Raw genomic sequence first — 20,007 nt, 5'->3', positions numbered from 1 at the left:
AATCGAGAAATCATCCCTCACAAGTGGATGATTTTTTTATATTTGTGTAGACTCTAATCCAAATGACTATGAAAAAACATACTGCTATACTCCTATTCCTCTTATCGACTACATTGTTATTTGCACAGAAAAAAGAAAAAATAAAAGGCTCGAAAACAGTAACTGTGGAACAAAGGAAAGTTGGGGATTTTGAGTCGCTTACTGTTGAAGACAATCTCGAAGTATACTTGGAAAGAGGCGAGCGAACAGAACTGAAAATTGAAGCCGACGAAAATTTACACGATATTATTTCTTTGGATTTAAGTGATAATCTATTGCGCATTTATACCACAAAACAAGCCACCAATTATAAGAAACTGATTGTTAGAGTAACCTATACCAATGATTTAAATATGGTTACGTCAAAAAATGAAACGACTGTAAATGCAATTCAGGAAGTTTTAGTGAATGACCTCACACTTAAAGCACACGATGCATCCAAACTATTTTTGAATGTGAATGCCAAAAACTTCGTATTACAATCTGATGATAAATCAAAAACAGAACTCAATTTAAAATCAGAAAATACTACTATTGAATTAAGTAAAAACGCCTCTCTAAAAGCCTTAGTCACCACTACAGATTTAAAAGTGGATATGTATCAAAAATCAGATGCTACTATCGAAGGGGACGCAGCGAGTGCCATCATTCGGTTGGATAATAACTCGAACTTAACAGGAAATAAATTAACTGTAAAAAATGTTGACGTAACCACAGAAAGTTATTCCAATTGCAGTGTTAATGCGCTAACAACCGTTATTATAGACGCTGCTAATAAATCAGAAATCCAACTTGTAGGTACTCCAAAAATCGAAATCAGAAAATTTGCTGATGAGGCTAAATTGATAAAAAAGTTGAAATAGAAATCCTCTAACCAACAAAAGTCTCACTTGCTAAGGCAAATGGGACTTTTTTTATATTGAAATTTTATAACTAGTATTATTCTTTAGAAGCCAAATATCTTTCGGCATCAAGTGCGGCCATACAACCTGTTCCTGCTGCGGTTATTGCTTGACGATAAACATGATCTGCAGCATCACCCGCTACAAAAACGCCTTCAACATTTGTTTTTGAAGTTCCAGGAGTATTGATAATATATCCCGTTTCGTCTAATGTGATATAATCTTTGAAAATATCAGTATTTGGTTTGTGACCAATAGCCACGAAGAAACCAGTTGCAGGAATATCAAAAACTTCATTTGTAGTTTTATTTAAAGCTTTTACCCCAGTAACTACTTGCTCATCACCTAATACTTCAACAGTATCGTGGTTCATCAAAATGGTAATGTTCTCTGTTTTGCGAACGCGTTCCTCCATAATTTTTGAAGCTCTGAATTTTTCGCTTCGTACCAACATGGTTACTTTTTTACAAAGTTTTGATAAATAGTGCGCTTCCTCACAAGCTGAATCTCCTGCTCCAACTATTACTACTTCTTGGTTTCTGTAGAAAAAACCGTCACAAACAGCACATGCAGAAACTCCACCACCCATTTTTAAATAGTGTTGCTCTGATGGCATACCTAAATATTTAGCTGATGCTCCAGTAGAAATAATTACTGTTTCGCAATGTAACTCTTTGGTTCCGTTGATCCATACTTTATGAATATCTCCTGAGAAGTCAACTTTAGTAGCCCAACCATCACGTACATCAGTACCAAAACGTTGTGCTTGTGCTTGCAATCCCACCATCATTTCAGGTCCGGTAATTCCCTCAGGATTCCCAGGCCAGTTCTCGACTTCATTGGTTGTTGTTAGTTGGCCTCCCGGCTGCATTCCTTGATAAACTACTGGATTCATATTAGCTCTTGCGGCATATATTGCGGCAGTATAACCTGCTGGACCAGAACCTATAATAAGACATTTAATTTTTTCGATTGTATCTGACATGGTAGGATATATTATAATTTTAACAGTGCAAAAATAAGTTATAATTACTGTATTACAGAACCTGAGCAATCAGTTTTTGTTATTCTACAATAAAAAAATCCCTTCTGTAGTACAGAAAGGATTTTTAGTCGGGGTGGCAGGATTCGAACCTGCGGCCTCCTGCTCCCAAAGCAGGCGCGATAACCGAGCTACGCTACACCCCGAAAGCGGGTGCAAATATAGCATTATTTTTGGCTTATACAAAACTATTTTAGAAATTAAGGCGTAAATTTATTTGATGCGAAAATCAATGTAAAAATCTAATTAAATTTTATTTTCCCTAAGTACTATTCAGCTACAACTCCCCTATCCTAGGTGGCAGTGAAAAGAGTGACAAGCTGCTGCTTATTTTTCTTGACAAATAGTACCCTCCTTTTATGAATTTAGAAAAAAACGGAGTAGCCTATAACTTGTAGCGCACAGCTGGAATAGCTCCTACAAAATGAAATCCGTTTTAAAAATGGGAATTGTCAAATAGCAACTAATCAAGCATTAACAAATGTTAACAAAATAGATTTTTAGAAACCATAAATAATTGTATTTTTACGGTTCAAAATTTAGAAAAATAAATGGGCAAAATCATCGCGATTGCTAATCAAAAGGGAGGAGTTGGAAAGACTACAACGTCAGTTAATCTTGCTGCTTCATTGGGCGTTTTAGAAAAAAAAGTATTACTAATAGATGCTGATCCACAGGCAAATGCGTCTTCAGGACTGGGCATTGATGTAGAATCTGTAGAAATAGGTACCTATCAAATTCTAGAACATAGTCACACGCCAAAAGAGGCCATTATAAAATGTTCTGCTCCAAATGTGGATGTAATTCCATCACATATAGATCTAGTTGCAATTGAAATTGAATTAGTCGATAAAGAAAATAGGGAATATATGCTAAAAAAAGCATTGGAAAGTGTGAAAGACGAGTACGATTATATCATTATCGATTGCGCACCATCTCTTGGATTACTTACTTTGAATGCTTTGACTGCTGCTGACTCTGTTATTATTCCTATTCAATGCGAGTACTTTGCCTTGGAAGGTTTGGGAAAATTACTCAACACCATAAAAAGCATCCAAAAAATTCACAATCCTGAATTAGATATCGAAGGATTGTTATTAACCATGTTTGACTCTAGATTGCGTTTGTCAAATCAAGTTGTTGAAGAAGTTCAAAAACATTTCAACGACATGGTTTTTGACACCATTATTCAAAGAAATGTAAAACTGAGCGAAGCACCAAGCTTTGGAGAAAGTATAATAAACTACGATGCTACAAGCAAAGGAGCTACTAATTACTTACATCTTGCTCAAGAAGTGATAAAGAAAAACAGTAAATAGTTTTATGGCAAAAGCAATTAAAAAACAAGCCTTAGGAAGAGGATTATCTGCATTATTAAAAGATCCAGAAAACGATATAAAATCCGTTGATGATAAAAATGCTGATAAAGTTGTAGGGAATATTATTGAGCTTGAAATTGAAGCGATTGAAATAAATCCGTTTCAGCCCAGAAGTAATTTCAATGAGGAATCATTGAGAGAATTGGCAACTTCTATCAAAGAACTAGGTGTGATTCAACCTATTACCGTACGCAAATTAGACTTCAATAAATACCAATTGATTTCCGGTGAGCGTCGTCTTCGCGCATCGACTCTTGTGGGACTAAAAACAGTTCCAGCATACATTCGTATTGCTAATGACAATGAATCGTTAGTTATGGCCTTGGTGGAAAACATTCAGCGTCATGATTTAGATCCAATTGAAATTGCACTTTCATACCAACGTTTAATTGATGAAATTCAATTGACTCAGGAACAAATGAGCGAGCGAGTAGGAAAAAAACGTTCTACTATTGCTAATTATTTGAGACTTTTAAAACTGGATCCAATCATCCAAACTGGAATTCGTGATGGTTTCATCAGTATGGGGCATGGTCGTGCGATAATCAATATTGAAGACCAAGATATTCAAACTGATATTTATCAAAAAATCGTCAGTCAAAACCTTTCCGTTCGCGATACCGAAGCTTTGGTAAAAAACTATCAAGAAAGTTTAAAACCGAAACCTGCCGGGAAACCAAAAGCAGCTTCATTTGAAATAGCAGAGGCACACAAAAGCACTTTTACAAATTATTTTGGAACTAAAGTCGATGTGAAAGTAGCCGGAAACGGTAAAGGAAAAATCACTATTCCCTTTCATTCTGAAGAAGATTTCAACAGGATTATCAAACTAATAAACGAGTAGTGTATAAAATCATTTTCATAGGTCTATTCCTTTTTATCGTAGGAAACACTACTGTTTTTGCCCAAACGGAAACTACAGCAGTACTTGTCGCTAAAGATACTTTGAAATCGAATGACATTGACCCATTGACTCCTGCAAAGGCAGCTTTTTATTCGGCAGTTTTACCTGGTTTAGGTCAAGCTTACAATAAAAAATACTGGAAAATACCTCTTGTTTACGGAGCCATTGGAACCAGTCTCTATTTTTATATTGACAGTAATAAAAAGTACCACCAGTACAGAGATGCTTATAAAAGCAGGCTTGAGGGATACACTACCGATGATTTGGCTTTCTTAGATAACAATCGATTGATTGCCGGACAAAAATTTTACCAACGAAATCGAGATTTATCCGCTTTGATAACTATAGCATTTTATGCCTTAAATATCATAGATGCTAATGTCGATGCTGCTTTAATACAATTTAATGTGGATGAAAACTTATCAGTAAGACCCGTTCTTTATCCAAATGATGTAACATTAAAGACTAATGTAGGACTAACATTTAATTATAATTTTTAGATCGAAAACAGCACACTCGATTCCTCTTTAAATTTTAATTTACAAACACAGAAAAAAAATGAAAATTGCGCTTTTAGGATACGGAAAAATGGGTCAGGTAATTGAAAGAATTGCACTGGAAAGAGGGCATGAAATCGTTTTAAAAAAAGACGAAAACAATACTTTTGATGGTCTTTCAAATGCTGATGTCGCTATTGATTTCAGTGTTCCAACTGCTGCCGTTGCTAACATTTCTAGTTGTTTCAACGCTAATGTACCTGTGATTTCAGGAACAACAGGTTGGTTAGAACATTACGATGAAATGGCAGCACTTTGCGTAGCCAAAAAAGGGGCTTTTATTTCTAGTTCAAATTTTAGTTTAGGTGTGAATATTTTCTTTGAACTCAATGAATATTTAGCAAAAATGATGTCAAAATTTGATAGCTACTCCGTTGAGATGGAAGAAATTCATCATACTCAAAAACTGGACGCACCAAGCGGAACAGCAATTTCATTAGCCAAAGGAGTTATTGAAAATAGCTCATACACCAACTGGACGTTAGAAAAGTCTGAAGCCAACCACGCGAGCAATAGCGAACTGGAGAAGCAAATTCATATCGAAGCAAAAAGAATAGGAACTGTTCCTGGAACGCACACCGTAATATACAATTCTACAGTTGATGCTATCGAAATAAAGCATACCGCACACAATCGTGAAGGTTTTGCTCTAGGTGCTGTAATTGCAGCAGAATGGATTGTGGGAAAACAAGGGATTTTCTCAATGAAAGATGTTTTAGAATTAAAATAAAATTATTCGTTTGTTTAAGTAAATTTCTAACGAAACAACCTTAAGCTTTAATCTTTAAACAAAAAAATATGTCAGCATATCAATGGTTTGTATTTTTTCTACTGGTACAATTAGTTCACTTTTTAGGAACCTGGAAGTTATATGAAAGCGCCGGAAGAAAAAAATGGGAAGCAGCTATTCCTGTATATAATGCAATTGTTTTAATGAAAATTATAGGCCGACCTACATGGTGGACTATTTTACTTTTTATTCCAATTATCAATTTGATTATGTTTCCTGTAATCTGGGTTGAAACCATACGAAGTTTTGGAAAACGCTCTGGATTGGATACTTTTTTAGTATTGATTACACTTGGATTTTACATCTATTATATTAATTATGCCCAAAAATTAGAATATAGAGCTGACAGAAGTTTAAATCCTGAAAACAAAGCAGCCGATACCATTAGTTCTCTACTTTTTGCTATTGTTGTAGCTACAATCGTGCACACCTATTTTATTCAACCTTACACGATTCCAACTTCTTCATTGGAGAAATCATTGTTAGTTGGTGACTTTTTATTTGTAAGCAAAATGAATTATGGCGCTAGAGTTCCTATGACCACAGTAGCTTTACCTATGGTTCACGATTCTATTCCCTTGACAAAAAGTAAATCATACCTAACGTGGCCGCAACTGCCTTACATGAGATTACCGGGAATTCAAAATATTGACCGTACAGATATTGTAGTTTTTAACTGGCCTGTTGATACTGTTCATTACTTTTTCGAACCAAAAGGAATACCTGGTGTAATAAAACCCATTGACAAAGAATCAAACTATGTTAAACGCTGTCTTGGTCTACCTGGTGATAATTTATCTATTAAAGACGGTATTGTTTATATTGACGGAAAAGAATTAAAATTGCCTGAAAGAGCCAAACCCCAATTTTCCTATACAGCTAAGATTCGTCCATCAGAAGGAATTGATTATCAATATTTATTTTCTGAATTGAATGATTATAAAAATGATGCCGGTGGCTTTACTGATAAAGAAAATCTTTATTTTCCAGCACTTACAGATGACATGGCTGTAAAATTAAAAAATATTTCAGGAGTTTATGATATAAAGAAAAACATCGATATTAAAAACACCCGTTTTACTTATGAATTTACTTACGATCGTAACATTAAGGATGAAGGGTTTTTAAATATGATAACTACCCTAAAAGAATCGGGTCAGTTTTATATTAGGGAGATGACGGGAAATACAATCCTTATTACTAACCTTCCACCAAATATTGTTGAGATATTAAGCAAACAAAAATCTGTCATTAAAGTTAAAGAAATCTCTGATATTTTTCCTCATAATGGATTTATTCAAAAAAATTGGACTAGAGACAATTTTGGCCCAATATATATACCTAAAGCAGGAAAGACAATTGCTTTAGACTTAAAAACACTTCCTTTCTACGAGAGAATCATAAAAGCATACGAAAAAGATGACAAGGGCAATCCTAATATTCTTACAGTAACTGGAAACGAAATAAGAATAAACGGAAAAGTAGTTAAAGAATACACTTTCAAACAAGATTACTATTGGATGATGGGAGATAATCGTCACAATTCTGAAGATAGTCGTTACTGGGGATTTGTTCCAGCAGATCATATAGTTGGTAAGCCTATATTTATCTGGTTGAGTATTGAAGGTATCAATGATGGAATTAAAAACTGGAGTGTTCGTTGGGATAGAGTTTTCACAACAGTTAGCGGTGAAGGTCAACCTCAATCTTACTTTAAATATTTCTTAATTGCATTAGCCGCATTTTTTATTGGAGAATATTTTTGGAAAAAAAGAAAAGAGGCAAAAAATTAGTCAAAAGTTTTAACGTCCAAAGTCATAAAGTTTCTAATTAATCTAGCTTTATGACTTTGGACTTTATAACTTTAAAAACTTTAGACAAATATGAATATTCTCATCCACCCCACCTATTTTCCATCGATCAGCCATTTTGCAGGCATGGTACAATCGGATAATATTACCTTTGAAATAGAAGATAATTTTCAGAAACAAACCAACCGCAACCGTACCTATATTTATAGTCCAAACGGAATTCAGCTTTTGAATATCCCCGTAAAACATTCGAAAGAAAGCCACCAAAAAACAAAAGATATTAAAATTGAAACCGATTTTGATTGGCAAAAACAACATTTTAAATCATTAGAAGCCGGCTATAGAAGTTCTCCTTTTTTTGAGTTTTTCGAAGATGATATCAGGCCTATTTTTGAAAAAAAACACACTTTTTTACTGGATTTAAATTTTGAAATTTTAACAATTCTATTAAAGTGTTTCCGACTGAAATTGGATTACACGACAACAACAGAATATTTTCATGAAGTTGATACAACGATAATTACTGATTTTAGACCTTTGGTAAATGGAAAAAAAGATCTTTCTTTATTCGAAAAATACACACAGGTTTTTGATGATAAACATGGATTTGCGAACAATCTTAGCGTTCTCGATTTGTTATTTAATGAAGGAAAATATGCAATAGATTATTTAAAAAAACAGGAACTGATTATAAAATAAAATTCCTCAATAAATTTTATTCAAAAGGATAATCTTGCCATAATAGGAAAATGATCTGAATTAATAAATTTAGGAAAATTGTCAAATTTCTTAACCTTCATTTTTTCATCAACAAAAATGTAATCAATTCTGGCTGGATAGTACCTGAACTTATACGTCTCGCCAAAACCTTTCCCTGCTTCTTCAAAGCCATCTTTCAAATTTCCTTTAATACTTCGGTACACATACGAGAAAGCACTGTTATTCATGTCTCCACAAATAATAACTGGGTAGATACATTTCATTTTATGTTCCTTAAAAATCTCCGCTTGCTGTTGTTGCTGTTTGAATGCCTTACTGATTCTAATAAATAACATTTGTGATTTCTTCTGATTAATCGCATCAATATTCTCATCAATTTCATTGACATCAGGAGAAATTTTAATAGACTGTATGTGCATATTGTAAACCCTAATGATGTCTTTTCCTTTTTTTACATCTGCAAAAACAACATTGTTACTGGAATTTGGAAAAACAATATTTCCCTGGTCAATAATTGGAAATTTAGAAAAAATAGCCTGTCCAGTTTTGATTTGGTTACCATCGGTAAAAATATAACGGTGTGGATACACTTTCAAATCAATATTAGCAGAGGAAGAGTACTCCTGAATACACAATATATCTGGATTGTTATCATTAATAAAAGTGAGAATATCCGATGGAACATCGTCTCTGTCTATCCATTTAAAAACATTAAACAGACGAACATTATAACTCATTACGGTAAAGTCTTTTTCTTCTTTTGGAAATTCAGGAGATGAAAATTTATAAAATTTATTTATAAAGGTAATTCCAATTAGCAAAACCAAACCCGAAACGATCAATTGCTTTTTCAGCTGCAAGGCCCAGTACACAAAAAACAAGCCATTTAATATAAAAAAAAGCGGCATAAAAAGTGTCAAAACAGACAAAAGAGGAAAAGATTTTGGCGCCAAAAAAGGCAAAACATAGGCAATAAAAGTCACAATAGTCAGGACTATATTCAAAAAAAACATTCCTTTATTAAACCATGAAAGATTTTTCATTTTGTATATTTTTTAGTACTACACTATCTAAAATCTCATTGCAACTTATTTCCCAACTTTGAACAAGAATTCTTTTTCTTCCTTTGTCAAACTATCATATCCAGACTGACTGATTTTATCTAAAATTTCATCTATCTGTTGCTGAGATTTATCTTTTGCAACTATTTTTGAAACGCTTTTCACCAAAGGCTTACTGTAATTTTTATGGACTTTTTTGAACGGTGTTGCTGTATTTTTTTGGAACAAATTGGCAAAAAAATCTAAAAAACGAGAAACTAGAGTACTTAAATCGGTTCCATTTTGAAGCAATTTAATAAAAATAAAACCAAATAAAGCGCCTGAAAGATGAGAAATATGTCCGCCCATATTTTCTGAACGCAGTTGCATTAAATCGACAATAATAATCACGGCTGTTATATGCCACAACTTCACATTTCCAATAATCAATAAACGAAGTTCCATCAAAGGATGATAGGTTGTAGTGGCTACTAAAATAGCCATAATTGCCGCAGAAGCTCCTACAATAGGCGCACTAATATTTAAAATGTAAAAAACTAAAATATAACATAATCCAGCAAAAATGGCACTCAACACATACAAACCCAGCAACTGTTTAGATGTAAAATAAGTCATGAATAATCTACCCGAAAAATTCAAAACAATCATATTAAAAATAATATGCATGATTCCGCTGTGAAAAAAAGCATACGAAAGCAACGACCAAGGTTTCCAAAGCAAATGTGCCGGATTAGAAGACAAACTCACATAATGAATGTAATCAATATTGACACCCAACAAGGATAAAAGCGCAAAAAATAACCACGGAATAACAAACAAAGCTACATTCCAAAAGATTAGCTGAGTCACTATTCCTCCCATTTTATATTGTAATTTCAGGTCGTCAATAATATTCATAATGCAATTGGGATTTATAAACGAAAAGTGAATTTGTACATTTTAGCCGAAATTAAAATTTTAATTCCAACGGTTATTATTGAACTGATTTTTTTTCCAATACCACATGATAATAAAACCAAACAAAGCACCTCCAACGTGCGCAAAATGAGCAATTCCGCCACCACCAAAAATTGATTTTCCGGAAATTCCTAAATACAAATCGACCAATACTAGACCTGGCACAAAATATTTTGCTTTTATTGGCACGGGAATAAACATCAAAGCCAATTCAGCATTTGGAAACATAAAAGCAAAGGCTACTATTGTACCATAAATAGCTCCAGAAGCTCCTACTGCGGTTCCAGCATAAGCACTTGTGAAATTTTGAAAATCAGATACGGATATAAATTGTTGCCATCTTGTATCGATTTTACCCTCATTCAAAAGCTGTAGAATATCTTGTTTAGGAAATCCGTTAGCAATCAAAGTATTCATTCCATCTTGAAAATAGTAATAATTCACTCCAGTATGCAACAATGCAGCGCCTAGTCCACAAGAAATATAGAAAAATAAGAATTTCTTGCTTCCCCACATTTGCTCTAAAGCCGATCCAAAAGAGTACAAGGCAAACATATTAAAAAAAATATGCATAAAGCCACCATGCATAAACATATGCGTTAAGGGTTGCCACAACTGAAAACTAGGGTTCTCTGGAAAATACAAGGCTAATATTTTATAGGCAGCATCTCCAATTACTAGGGTTCCTATAAAAAACAATACATTGATTATAATTAATTGTTTTACGGTTTCGGTGACATTTCTCATATTGCAAATTTTTTATCTAAATCTTCCACACGCATCGTGATGAAAGTGGGTTTATGAAATGGTGAAACATTGGGGTCTTTACAGGCAAAAAGTCCGTTGACCAAATTTTCCTGCTCTTTTTCTGTAAGGTGCGTTCCTGTTTTTACCGCTAAACTTTTGGCCATTGATTTGGCAATCGTATCATTCTGACTGAAACTGCTTTCAGGAATTCCGTCCTGCAAATCACTTAATAATTGTTCTAAAACTAATGAAACTTCGCTCTCCGTAACATTTACCGGTATTCCAGAAATAACAATATGATCATTATTGTTTTCTTCAAAAACAAATCCAGTATTCATCAACGAAAGTTGTAACTCCCCAATAAGTTCCATTTCGCTTGACGAAAAAAACAAGTTCAAAGGAAACAACAACTGCTGGCTTGATGCCTGATTAACGGTCATATTTACTAAAAACTGCTCATACAAAACACGCTGATGTGCCCGCTGCTGATCGACAATTACCATTCCTGATTTGATGGAAGAAACAATGTATTTTTTATGAATTTGATACGTTTTATGAACCGAATGCTCTACTTCTTCATCGTTAAATAAAGAGGAAGTCACTTCTTCATTTTCGAAAGTCATCTGCCCTATTTCATCCGTATCTTGTTTTAAACCTACGTATAAACTTTCCCAATTAGCTGTTGGTTCCGGTTTCCTATAAGTGGAAAATTGCTTGCTGGGCTTTTCTTCAGAGAAAGGATTAAAGTTGCCATCCACCTGAATCGTCGGTGTTGCACCTTCTAAATCTTTGTAATGATATGGTGTGTCTAAATTAGAATCACGGTCAAAATCCAAAACTGGAGCCACATTAAATTGCCCCAAACTATGTTTTATGGAAGCTCTTAAAATAGCATATAAAGCATGTTCGTCATCAAACTTAATCTCCGTTTTAGTGGGATGAATATTGATATCAATAGTATTAGGTGGCACCGATAAATCTAAAAAATAACTAGGCTGTGCCCCATCTTTCAAAATTCCGTCATAGGCGGCCATAACCGCATGATGCAAATAACCGCTTTTTATAAAACGATCATTGACAAAGAAAAACTGCTCTCCGCGATTTTTTTTGGCAAACTCAGGTTTGCTTACAAATCCCTGAATCGTCACTATTTCTGTTTCTTCTTGAACCGGAACTAATTTTTCATTGGTTTTACCCGAGAAAACATTCACAATTCTTTGTCGCAAAGTTGAGGGTGGCAAATTAAACATTTCACTGCCATTGTGATAAAACGTAAAATGTATTTTTGGGTGAGCCAAAGCCACACGTTGAAATTCATCAATAATATGGCGGTATTCCACCGTATCCGATTTCAGGAAATTGCGTCGTGCAGGAATATTAAAAAATAAATTTTTGACAGCAAATGAAGTTCCTTTTGGCAAAACAGCTACATCTTGCGTTACAAACTTACTGCCTTCAACGATAATATGTGTCCCAAGTTCTTCTTGTTCTTGCTTGGTTTTCATTTCTACATGAGCAATAGCAGCAATAGAGGCTAATGCTTCTCCACGAAAACCTTTGGTATGTAAAGAAAATAAATCTTCTGCTTGGCGAATTTTGGAAGTAGCGTGACGCTCAAAACACAAACGAGCATCAGTTACGCTCATTCCTAAACCATTATCTATAACTTGGACTAATGCCTTTCCAGCATCTTTAATAATTAACTTTATATCTGTAGCCCTTGCATCTACTGCATTTTCCAGCAACTCTTTGACAACTGAAGCTGGTCTTTGAACAACCTCTCCAGCGGCAATTTGATTGGCAACATGATCAGGAAGTAATTGAATTATACTCGACATTAAAAAAATGTTGTTTAAAGTTTAAGGTTTAAATTTTTTAAAACCAAGATGTACAAATTTAATGAATTTCTATTGGGATTGGTAGCTTATTTAATCATAAAAAAAACAAAAAACCTATACTATTTATGAGACAGTATAGGTTTAATAATTAGTTTTTTTATTATTTATTCCTTCAACTCTAAAGGTGCACCTTCTTCTAGTTGAATAGCTCCAGCAGACAATAAATGCTGATTATCTATTTGATGAGATAAAGAAGCCTGCTGACGAATATACGCCATTTTTATAGCCGCAATAGCAGCTTCAGTACCTTTATTTCCGTGAATTCCTCCACTTCTATCAATGGATTGTTGCATGGTATTATCCGTCAAAACACAAAAAATAACTGGAATATCAGTTTGAACATTCAAGTCTTTGATTCCTTGCACTACTCCTTCGCATACAAAATCAAAATGTTTCGTTTGCCCTTGAATGACGCATCCAATAGCAATTACAGCATCTACGTTTTGTGTTTGCAACATTTTCTTAGAGCCATATATAAGTTCGAAACTACCAGGAACATTCCAGCGAATAATATGCTGGACTGGCACTTGGTTTTCAAAAAGGGCTTCAATAGCGCCTCTATATAGCCCTTCAGTTATGGAATCATTCCATTCTGAAACAACAATCCCAAAGCGAAAATCTTTCGCGTTTGGGATTGAATTTTTATCGTACTCGGATAAGTTTTTATTTACGGTAGCCATTTGATTTTAGAATTTTGATTTTAAAATTTTGATTTCAGATATTAAAGATACCACTTTGAACTCAAAATGCCACAATCTTACATCACCAATCTTATATCCTTTTTTACTATTGTGCTAATCCTATCAAAACGTCAACTGAAGCAGCCTCTGGAGTTCCTTCAAAATTGTCTTTAATATCTGTAAAATATTTCAAAGCATCTGCTTTGTTCCCTAAAGCCAAAGCTGTTTTCCCAGCTTTCAATAGAAAACGCGGCGTAGTAAAATCATTTTTATTTGATTCTGCAGCTTTCACGTAATTTTCTAAAGCTTCTTTCGGTTGATTTTTTTGAGAATAAGCATCTCCAATTGCTCCTTTTGCCAAAGCACCTAAAACAATATCATCTGATTTAAATTTGCTCAAATAATCAATCGCTTCAGTGTATTTTCCTGTGTTTAAATATGCAATTCCAGCATAATAATTAGCTAAATTTCCTGCATCAGTTCCAGAATATTCATCTGCAATTTTTAAGAATCCAAATTTACCTTCAGAACCATTCAGAGACAGCTTGTATAAGGAATCGCTTGCTACTCCATCAGTTGCTTTTTGGAAATTTTGTTGCGCTACAAACATTTCATTTGCCGCTTCCTCTTGTTGTGGTGCAGCAACGAATCTTTGGTATCCTAAATAACCAATTGTAAAAATAGCAGCAACGGCAACTAAACCAATAATAACTTTTTGATTTTTAGCTACCCAATCCTCAGTGATTGAAGCTGTCTCATCTAATTTAGAAAAAACCTCAGCAGTTGTGCTGTCTTTTTCGTCAATGATAACCGCATCAACTGCCTCTTTTACTTCTTTTTCTTTTGGTGCTTTATATCCTCTTTTATTGTAAGTAGCCATTTATTTTTAATTTAGTGAGTCGCAAAAATAAAATTTTTATTCAAATCTAAAAGGCATTTTTATCGATATTTTTCAATAATTTGCACCCACTTTGAAAAACCCATCTCAAAACATCAAAGTTCTCAATACCAGCAAGCCTTACAGATGTATTTAAAAAAGATTTCATTATTCAATTACAAGAATTTTTCGGAAGCAAATTTCGATTTTGACAGCAAAATAAATTGTTTTGTGGGTAAGAATGGTATTGGAAAGACAAATGTGCTTGATGCAATCTACCATTTATCGTACGGAAAAAGCTATTTCAATCCATTAGCCGTTCAAAATATTAAACACGGAGAAGAATTCTTTGTGATTGATGCTGAATTTGAAAAAAACGAAAGAAATGAACAAATTCTTTGTAGTCTGAAAAAAGGACAAAAAAAGATATTGAAACGCAACGGAAAAGCCTATGATAAATTCTCAGATCACATTGGTTTTATTCCTTTAGTCATTATTTCCCCTGCGGATAGGGATTTAATTGTGGAAGGTAGCGAAACCAGAAGAAAATTCATGGATAGCGTGATTTCGCAACTAGACGCTCATTATTTACAACAACTCATTCAATATCAAAAAGTAATAAGTCAGCGCAATGCTTTATTAAAATATTTTGCTTTGAATCATGTTTTCGATAGCGATACATTGTCTATATACAATGAGCAACTTACCGGTTTTGGAGCTTATATCTTCGACAAAAGAAAAGAATTTATCCAGCAGTTTATCCCTATTTTCAATACGCATCATCAAGCCATAACGGGTTCACAAGAAACCGTTCAACTAGTGTATGAAAGTCATTTATTCGAAAAAGATTTATTGACTTTATTACAAGAAAACATTAATAAAGACAGAGCACTACATTATACTAGTGTGGGAATTCACAAAGACGATTTATCATTTGAAATTGATGAACATCCTATTAAGAAATTTGGCTCACAAGGCCAACAAAAATCATTTCTAATTGCGTTAAAACTAGCGCAATTTGAATTTTTAAAAAAACAAAGCGGTGTAAAACCCATTCTATTATTTGATGATATTTTTGACAAATTAGACGAAAGTCGCGTGGCCAAAATAATAGAAATGGTCAACAGTGATACTTTTGGCCAACTTTTCATTTCCGATACGCATCCGGAACGTACTGAAACTATTGTAAAATCGACACATCAGACCTATAAAATTTTCAATTTATAACTTTTATTTAGTACTTTTTAAAGTCTAAAAATTGAAAATTTACTTAATTTAGCGTATTCAAATTTAAATCAAAACACAATGAAATTTCACTCAACATTTCTCATAATCATATCTTTTATTGTTTTTTCTTGTAACGGTCAAAATACAAAAAACAGCAAAACTATTGATGCGAAATCTTTTAGCGAAAAAATAGTAACAACACCTAACCCACAAATTCTAGACGTGCGAACTCCGGAAGAATTCTCCTCAGATCATATTGACAAAGCAGTAAATGTAAATTGGCTTGGAGACAATTTTGTTGCCGAAGCAGAAAAACTAGACAAAACAAAACCCGTTTTCGTGTATTGTAAAAGTGGAGGAAGAAGCCAAAGTGCCGTTCAGAAACTAGAAGAACTTGGCTTTACAAATATCTACCAATTGCAAGGCGGAATTTTGAAATGGGATGCCGCAGGACTTTCACAACCAAGCAACAAAATTACAGGAATGACTGTACAAGAATATAATAATCTAGTAAATGCTGATAAAAAAGTATTGATTGATTTTTATGCAGAATGGTGCGCACCTTGCAAAAAGATGAAACCTTACCTTTTAAAAATGGAAAAAGAATTGGCAGGTAAAGTAACTATTATTCGCTTGGATGCCGATAAAAACAAAACACTAATGACTGAAATGAAAATAAGTGAACTTCCCACTTTATTATTATATGACAATGCAACAGTAAAATGGAAACATTCAGGTTTTATAAGTGAAGAGGAATTGAGAAAACAAATACAATAAATCAAAATGCTTTCAAAAAACACACTACAATTCCTAGATGATTTAAAAGCCAACAACAATAGAGATTGGTTTTTGGAAAATAAAAAACGCTACGAAGCGGTCAAAAAAGAATATCAGCAATTAGTTGGAGATTTTCTTGATACTATGAAACCACTTGATCCGTCGCTGGAAATGCTGGAAGTCAAGAATTGTACATTCAGAATCAATCGTGACATTCGGTTTTCTAAGGACAAAACACCATACAAATCGCATTTAGGCGTTTGGCTTTCTTCGGGAGCAAAAGGCATGAATCGTTCCGGTTACTACCTTCATCTAGAAAGAGGTGCCAGCTTTATTGCTGGTGGTTTGTATTGCCCTGAAGCAGCAGATTTAAAAAAAATGCGAAAAGAAATTGCCTTTTTCCATGATGATTTAGAAGCTATACTTAACGAAAAAAATTTCAAAAGAGAATTTAAAGATTTTGATCGAAATGAAAAAGATACGCTGAAAAATCCACCACGAGGATACGAAAAAGAACATCCAGCTATTGAATTTTTAAAATTGAAAAGTTTCGAATGTTCTCAAAAAATTGACATTTCAGAAGTAACAAAAAAAGATTTTGTTGCTACAATGAGTAAAAAACTGATTACACTTAAACCATTGAACGATTTTATAAATCGAGCTTTAACTTCTGAGTAATTTAATTTATACTGATGAAAAAAAAGAGAATACTTTTTCTAGGAGAATCCTACCGCGCCGACGCCATTACCTGGATGAATGGCTTAAAGGAATTTGGTGATTTTGAAATCATTACTTGGGAATTAAAAAACCCAAGCAATTGTATTCATAACCGAATTCTAAGGATTTTCGAATTTGAATTAGCTATTTTTAAAATCAGAAAAATAATAAAAATGCAACGACCAGACATGGTAATTGCAGAAAGAACGACTAGTTATGGTTTTCTTGCAGCACTATCGGGCGTAAAACCTGTCGCCATTGCACAACAAGGTAGAACCGATTTATGGCCGGAAAAATCAATTTTATTACCTTTAAAAAAACTCATTCAGAATTATGCTTTCAAAAAAGCAGATTTAATTCATGCTTGGGGACCGGTGATGACTATTTCTATGATGGAAGCCAATGTAGATATGAATAAAGTTTTGGTTTTACCAAAAGGTATTGACTTAACTAAATTTAAAAATCAAAACAAGTCCAACCCAGAAAAAATTTGTGCTATAGTCACTCGCTCTTTATTGCCGGAATATCGTCATGATATTATTTTAAAATCATTTGCCTTTCTGAACCAGAAAGGGATAGATTTCGTACTTACCATTATAGGAGATGGAGCGCAACTTTCTAAATTAAAAAATTTGGCAAAAGATTTAGGTATTGAAAACAAAGTCAACTTTACCGGAAGAATCCCAAATACTGAATTACCAAAATTATTGCAACAATCTAATATTTACATTAGTATGCCAATAACAGAAGGTGTTTCGGCGTCATTATTTGAAGCTATGGCTACGAATTGTTATCCAATTGTAAGTGATATTGCAGGAAATCAGAGTTGGATTAAACATCGGAAAAACGGACAATTGGTTACAGTTGATGATTATGAAATGCTAGCAGATGAACTAATCTGGGCATTTAAAAACAATAAATACCGAAGCGAAGTCGTTTTAAAAAACAGACTATTTTTAGAAAAAAATGCAGATTACAACATAAATATGAAAATCATTGCCAACAAATACCACGAATTAATTAACACAAATAGTACCAATTAACTATGTGTGGAATTAATGGAATCTTGCATTTACAATCACAAAAAAAAGTTGACGAACGCATTCTTACCAAAATGCGCGATTCGTTAGAACATCGAGGTCCTGATGACAAAGGATTGTTTATAGAAAATAATATTGGTTTTGGACACAGAAGACTTTCAATTCTAGATCTATCCTCAGCCGGACATCAACCTTTCTTCTCAGAAGACCGAAGATATGTGCTGGTTTATAATGGTGAAATCTACAACTTTAAAGAGTTTTATCCCGAATTAAAAAGCAATGGATTTGACATCCGAACTGCTTCGGATACCGAGGTTTTGATGAAATTATTTCAATTGCATGGTTTAAAAATGCTCAATCGCCTCAACGGTATGTTTGCCTTTGCAATTTGGGATACATTAGAAAAAAAACTAACTGTTGTTCGGGATAGAATGGGCGTTAAGCCTTTATATTATTCTTTTTACAATGAGACTTTTTATTTTGCATCAGAACAAAAAGCACTTTTTACGGCTGGTGTCCCTCTTAAAATGGCGCAAAATGGAATAGAAGAATATATCTTTAACCGATTTGTAGCTGGTGAAAATACTTTGTATGAGAATGTAAAAAAAGTTTTGCCCGGGCACATCATGACCATCCACGAAGGTGGAAAAACTACAACCGAAAAGTGGTGGAATTTAAAAAAGGAAATTCAAAATCAGCCTGAAATAAAAAATCCGGTCGAATGGTTTCGAGAAACTTTTGATGATTCCGTAAAAATGCGAATGGTGAGTGACGTTCCCGTGGGCGTTATGCTAAGTGGCGGATTGGATTCTTCGTCAATTTTGGCTTCATTGCACCATCAAAAATACAAAGACATACAAACCTTCAATATAGGCTTTAAAGAGAAAGAACACAATGAAGCACATCTCGCTAAAATGATGGCAGAGAAATTTCATTATGGTTTTCACACGATGCAATTGGAAGACAAAAATCTTTTTGACCAATTAATTAATGCTACTTATTTTCAGGATGAACCTATCATGCATTTAAGTGAGCCGCACCTTTTAGCGATTTCACAAATGGCAAAACCTTCGGTCAAAGTGTTGCTTTCTGGCGAAGGTGCTGATGAATTAATGGGCGGTTATGTGCGTTACAAAGCTTTACAATACCCCTCTTTATTGAATTCTATTGCCACCATTGGAAATCTAGATGTGTTTACAAAACAACCGCGGTATGAAAAATTAACGCGTTATGCCCAAATTACAAAAAAGTCGGATTTGATTATCTACAACGGATCTAATATTTATCCCAAAGATATAGCGGAGAATTTTGGAGTTAAAACCTCGCCAAATAACGAATATAGAAAACAAATTTACAAAGAGGCTAAATCCCTATACCCAAAAAATCTACGCAGACAAGCCCTCTATTTTGATCAACATACCTATTTATGCTCACTACTAGATAGGAATGACCGTTGTACAATGGGCGCATCAATTGAATGTAGAGAACCGTTTTTGGACCCTAGATTAATTGTTGGATTAGGGTCATTAGAAGACAAATGGCTTTTTACAGGAAAAAAATGGAAATTTATTCTAAAAAGCGCCATGGAAAAACGTTTACCAGATGAAATTCTAAAATTTAGAAAGGTAGGCCTAAGTGTTCCTTGGGGCGATTATATCATAAATAGTCCCGCTTTTAAAGATGAGTTAGAAACTTTTTCGAAAAGTGATTTATTTCAAATGCCTTATTTTGAACATATAAACATTCAAAAAATGGTTCAAAATTTACAAAAAGGCAATAGAACTATGACTCCTTATATTATGCCATTGTTTATGATGCATATCTGGATGAAAACGTATGCAACTAAATTTTAATCCTTACTTTTGATGCAGCTTAAAACAAT

The 20,007-nt window shown here is 33.8% G+C and carries 19 protein-coding genes and 1 tRNA gene; 12 read left to right on the top strand and 8 right to left on the bottom strand.

What is annotated here, in order from left to right:
- Positions 1 to 68: 68 nt before the first annotated feature.
- The gene (locus tag V5J73_RS03460) at positions 69 to 902 is read left to right on the top strand and encodes a GIN domain-containing protein (protein ID WP_338647655.1); all 834 of its coding nucleotides are present in this window, start codon (positions 69 to 71) and stop codon (positions 900 to 902) included.
- A 76-nt stretch (positions 903 to 978) separates the two neighbouring features.
- Here V5J73_RS03460 and trxB read toward each other — a convergent pair whose 3' ends face one another.
- Both trxB and V5J73_RS03450 read right to left on the bottom strand, forming a co-directional pair.
- The gene (gene trxB, locus V5J73_RS03455) at positions 979 to 1,926 is read right to left on the bottom strand and encodes a thioredoxin-disulfide reductase (protein WP_338647654.1); all 948 of its coding nucleotides are present in this window, start codon (positions 1,924 to 1,926) and stop codon (positions 979 to 981) included.
- A gap of 128 nt (positions 1,927 to 2,054) precedes the next feature.
- Positions 2,055 to 2,129 (bottom strand) — tRNA-Pro (locus V5J73_RS03450).
- Positions 2,130 to 2,534: 405 nt separating this feature from the next.
- On the opposite strand from V5J73_RS03450, the gene V5J73_RS03445 reads away from it, so the two are divergent.
- The 6 genes from V5J73_RS03445 to V5J73_RS03420 all read left to right on the top strand — a co-directional run bounded on the left by V5J73_RS03445 (position 2,535) and on the right by V5J73_RS03420 (position 8,123).
- Positions 2,535 to 3,302: a ParA family protein gene (locus V5J73_RS03445; protein WP_338647653.1), complete on the top strand. Its 768-nt coding sequence runs from the start codon at positions 2,535 to 2,537 to the stop codon at positions 3,300 to 3,302.
- A 4-nt stretch (positions 3,303 to 3,306) separates the two neighbouring features.
- On the top strand, positions 3,307 to 4,206 hold the full coding sequence (locus V5J73_RS03440; protein WP_338647652.1) for a ParB/RepB/Spo0J family partition protein: 900 nt from the start codon (positions 3,307 to 3,309) through the stop codon (positions 4,204 to 4,206).
- The gene (locus V5J73_RS03435) at positions 4,206 to 4,766 is read left to right on the top strand and encodes a DUF5683 domain-containing protein (protein WP_338647651.1); all 561 of its coding nucleotides are present in this window, start codon (positions 4,206 to 4,208) and stop codon (positions 4,764 to 4,766) included. The genes V5J73_RS03440 and V5J73_RS03435 overlap by 1 nt, the downstream gene beginning before the upstream one ends.
- Positions 4,767 to 4,824: 58 nt before the next feature.
- A complete protein-coding gene (gene dapB, locus V5J73_RS03430; RefSeq protein ID WP_338647649.1) occupies positions 4,825 to 5,553 on the top strand; it encodes a 4-hydroxy-tetrahydrodipicolinate reductase in 729 nt (242 codons plus the stop codon).
- A gap of 68 nt (positions 5,554 to 5,621) precedes the next feature.
- Positions 5,622 to 7,406: a signal peptidase I gene (gene lepB / locus V5J73_RS03425; protein WP_338647648.1), complete on the top strand. Its 1,785-nt coding sequence runs from the start codon at positions 5,622 to 5,624 to the stop codon at positions 7,404 to 7,406.
- Positions 7,407 to 7,496: 90 nt separating this feature from the next.
- On the top strand, positions 7,497 to 8,123 hold the full coding sequence (locus tag V5J73_RS03420; protein ID WP_338647646.1) for a WbqC family protein: 627 nt from the start codon (positions 7,497 to 7,499) through the stop codon (positions 8,121 to 8,123).
- Between the two features lie 20 nt (positions 8,124 to 8,143).
- Here the strand turns inward: V5J73_RS03420 and V5J73_RS03415 are convergent, their stop codons facing one another.
- From V5J73_RS03415 to V5J73_RS03390, 6 genes are all read right to left on the bottom strand, one after another.
- On the bottom strand, positions 8,144 to 9,187 hold the full coding sequence (locus tag V5J73_RS03415) for an endonuclease/exonuclease/phosphatase family protein (protein ID WP_338647645.1): 1,044 nt from the start codon (positions 9,185 to 9,187) through the stop codon (positions 8,144 to 8,146).
- A 45-nt stretch (positions 9,188 to 9,232) separates the two neighbouring features.
- Complete coding sequence (locus V5J73_RS03410; RefSeq protein WP_338647643.1) at positions 9,233 to 10,102, bottom strand: rhomboid family intramembrane serine protease; 870 nt, start codon at positions 10,100 to 10,102, stop codon at positions 9,233 to 9,235.
- Positions 10,103 to 10,162: 60 nt separating this feature from the next.
- The gene (locus V5J73_RS03405; protein WP_338647641.1) at positions 10,163 to 10,909 is read right to left on the bottom strand and encodes a rhomboid family intramembrane serine protease; all 747 of its coding nucleotides are present in this window, start codon (positions 10,907 to 10,909) and stop codon (positions 10,163 to 10,165) included.
- Entirely contained in the window at positions 10,906 to 12,747 is a 1,842-nt protein-coding gene (gene mutL / locus V5J73_RS03400) for a DNA mismatch repair endonuclease MutL (protein ID WP_338647639.1), read from the bottom strand. The genes V5J73_RS03405 and mutL overlap by 4 nt, the downstream gene beginning before the upstream one ends.
- 164 nt (positions 12,748 to 12,911) lie before the next feature.
- Complete coding sequence (gene ribH / locus V5J73_RS03395; RefSeq protein ID WP_338647637.1) at positions 12,912 to 13,487, bottom strand: 6,7-dimethyl-8-ribityllumazine synthase; 576 nt, start codon at positions 13,485 to 13,487, stop codon at positions 12,912 to 12,914.
- A 106-nt stretch (positions 13,488 to 13,593) separates the two neighbouring features.
- A complete protein-coding gene (locus tag V5J73_RS03390; protein ID WP_338647635.1) occupies positions 13,594 to 14,367 on the bottom strand; it encodes a tetratricopeptide repeat protein in 774 nt (257 codons plus the stop codon).
- A 144-nt stretch (positions 14,368 to 14,511) separates the two neighbouring features.
- Between V5J73_RS03390 and recF the strand changes: the two genes are divergently transcribed.
- The 5 genes from recF to asnB all read left to right on the top strand — a co-directional run bounded on the left by recF (position 14,512) and on the right by asnB (position 19,978).
- Entirely contained in the window at positions 14,512 to 15,591 is a 1,080-nt protein-coding gene (gene recF / locus V5J73_RS03385; protein WP_338647634.1) for a DNA replication/repair protein RecF, read from the top strand.
- Positions 15,592 to 15,669: 78 nt separating this feature from the next.
- Positions 15,670 to 16,368: a thioredoxin domain-containing protein gene (locus tag V5J73_RS03380; RefSeq protein WP_338647633.1), complete on the top strand. Its 699-nt coding sequence runs from the start codon at positions 15,670 to 15,672 to the stop codon at positions 16,366 to 16,368.
- 6 nt (positions 16,369 to 16,374) lie between these two features.
- Complete coding sequence (locus V5J73_RS03375; RefSeq protein ID WP_338647632.1) at positions 16,375 to 17,046, top strand: DUF2461 domain-containing protein; 672 nt, start codon at positions 16,375 to 16,377, stop codon at positions 17,044 to 17,046.
- Positions 17,047 to 17,060: 14 nt separating this feature from the next.
- Entirely contained in the window at positions 17,061 to 18,128 is a 1,068-nt protein-coding gene (locus V5J73_RS03370; protein WP_338647631.1) for a glycosyltransferase, read from the top strand.
- 2 nt (positions 18,129 to 18,130) lie between these two features.
- Positions 18,131 to 19,978, top strand: a complete 1,848-nt coding sequence (asnB, locus tag V5J73_RS03365) for an asparagine synthase (glutamine-hydrolyzing) (RefSeq protein WP_338647630.1) — start codon at positions 18,131 to 18,133, stop codon at positions 19,976 to 19,978.
- Positions 19,979 to 20,007 lie beyond the last annotated feature (29 nt).

Source organism: Flavobacterium sp. KS-LB2 (genome assembly GCF_036895565.1).
In the GTDB taxonomy this organism is placed as follows: Bacteria; Bacteroidota; Bacteroidia; order Flavobacteriales; family Flavobacteriaceae; genus Flavobacterium.
This window is presented reverse-complemented; position numbering and strand designations above follow the sequence as displayed.